Annotated in this window: 3 protein-coding genes; all 3 read left to right on the top strand. The window is 59.1% G+C overall.

All coding sequences use genetic code 11. The features are described 5' to 3' along the window. Nucleotides 1–48: 48 nt before the first annotated feature. Genes lysC through KOE80_RS20095 form a run of 3 tightly spaced genes read left to right on the top strand, consistent with a single transcriptional unit; the run spans nt 49 to nt 1,088 of the window. Nucleotides 49–147, top strand: coding sequence for an Rz1-like lysis system protein LysC (lysC, locus tag KOE80_RS20590; RefSeq protein ID WP_413228950.1), 99 nt, complete (start codon nt 49–51; stop codon nt 145–147). Next, the gene (locus KOE80_RS20100) at nt 131–637 is read left to right on the top strand and encodes a phage tail protein (protein ID WP_226349840.1); all 507 of its coding nucleotides are present in this window, start codon (nt 131–133) and stop codon (nt 635–637) included. The genes lysC and KOE80_RS20100 overlap by 17 nt, the downstream gene beginning before the upstream one ends. Continuing rightward, entirely contained in the window at nt 630–1,088 is a 459-nt protein-coding gene (locus KOE80_RS20095; protein WP_226349839.1) for a phage virion morphogenesis protein, read from the top strand. Before KOE80_RS20100 ends, KOE80_RS20095 begins: the two co-directional genes overlap by 8 nt. Nucleotides 1,089–1,310 lie beyond the last annotated feature (222 nt).

Genomic DNA, 1,310 nt, shown 5'->3' with positions numbered 1-1,310 from the left:
TGCACACTGACCGCGAGCCAGCCACGGACGAACGGTGATCTGAACGTATTGCTGGACCAGGTCGAGAATGATTGGGCTGTGTGTGCCGCTCAGGTAGATGCCGTCTATCGTTGCCAGCAGGAGGCCCAGGATGCTCAAACCCGATAAAGTTCGCCAGGTCATTGAGCGTGCTAACCCGTATCTGGTCCGGGATCCAGAAAAGCTCCAGGTGTTCCTGGAGGGCGGTTCCATTGCTTGTCGTGGTAGCGCCAGCCTGTCCTATGAGTACCGCTACACTTTGAGCGTTATCGTGCAGGACTACCCTCATCATGCCGACCAGTTGATCTTGCCCTTGCTGGCCTTGCTGCGTACCGAGCAGCCAGAATTGTTTGAGAATCCAGAAAGGGCTGCAAAGCTGATTCGGTTTGATGCTGAAGTGCTTAGCTCCAGCCAGGTGGATTTGGCTTTGCAGGTTGATTTGACCGAGCGCGTTATCGTCAAGCAGGACGCGGGTGGCGTACTGACGCTTGAGCACGTAGGCGAGCCGCCACACCCACAGTTTCCTGAACAGCAGTATGAAATGACGGTCATTTACCGGCGTGATGGGCAGGAACTGGGGCGTTACACCGTCCCTGCCTGGGAGCCGCGTTTTGGCTGACCAGGACTTTCACGAGCTGGAGGCCTGGCTGTTGGGCATGCTGGGCAAGCTGGAGCCTGGCCAGCGTAGAGCCGTGAACCGGCGCGTAGCAGTCGAGCTGCGCCGTAGCCAGGCCTCCCGTATCGCCGCGCAGCGCAATCCAGACGGCACAGCCTACACCCCACGTCAGCAAGGAAAGCAGCTACGGAGCAAGAAAGGCACGATCCGCAGGCGTGCCATGTTCGCCCGGTTGCGCACCGCGCGGTACTTGAAGGCTGAATCCAGTGCGGATGATCTGGCGGTAGGCTTTCGTGGGCGTGATGCCATGGTGGCTTTTGTTCACCAGTACGGTGAGCTGGCCACGTCAAACCGTGGACGGCGTTTTCGCATGCCACAACGCGAATTGCTGGGGCTGACAGACGCTGAGCTGCAGCTGATTGAAGATGCATACCTGCGCCATCTTGAGCCGTGATTTGGTGATCTGACATTGCCAACTTGCCGTCGTGGTGCATTGGGGCTTCGCCCAGCATCATGGAGGCATGGAAGACATCGCCCGCCTCCTCGCCAATCTGATCCGCGTCGGAAACGTCGCCGAGGTTGATTGTGCCCATCCGTCCCGCGTCCGTGTCGCCATTGGTGATCTGACAACCAACTGGCTGCGCTGGCTGGAATTACGTGCCGGTGACACCCGCAC

Source organism: Alcaligenes sp. 13f, from assembly GCF_020496585.1.
Lineage (GTDB): Bacteria > Pseudomonadota > Gammaproteobacteria > Burkholderiales > Burkholderiaceae_B > Alcaligenes > Alcaligenes phenolicus.
Note: the sequence above shows the minus strand (reverse complement) of the source record. Positions and strands in the feature narration are given on the sequence as shown.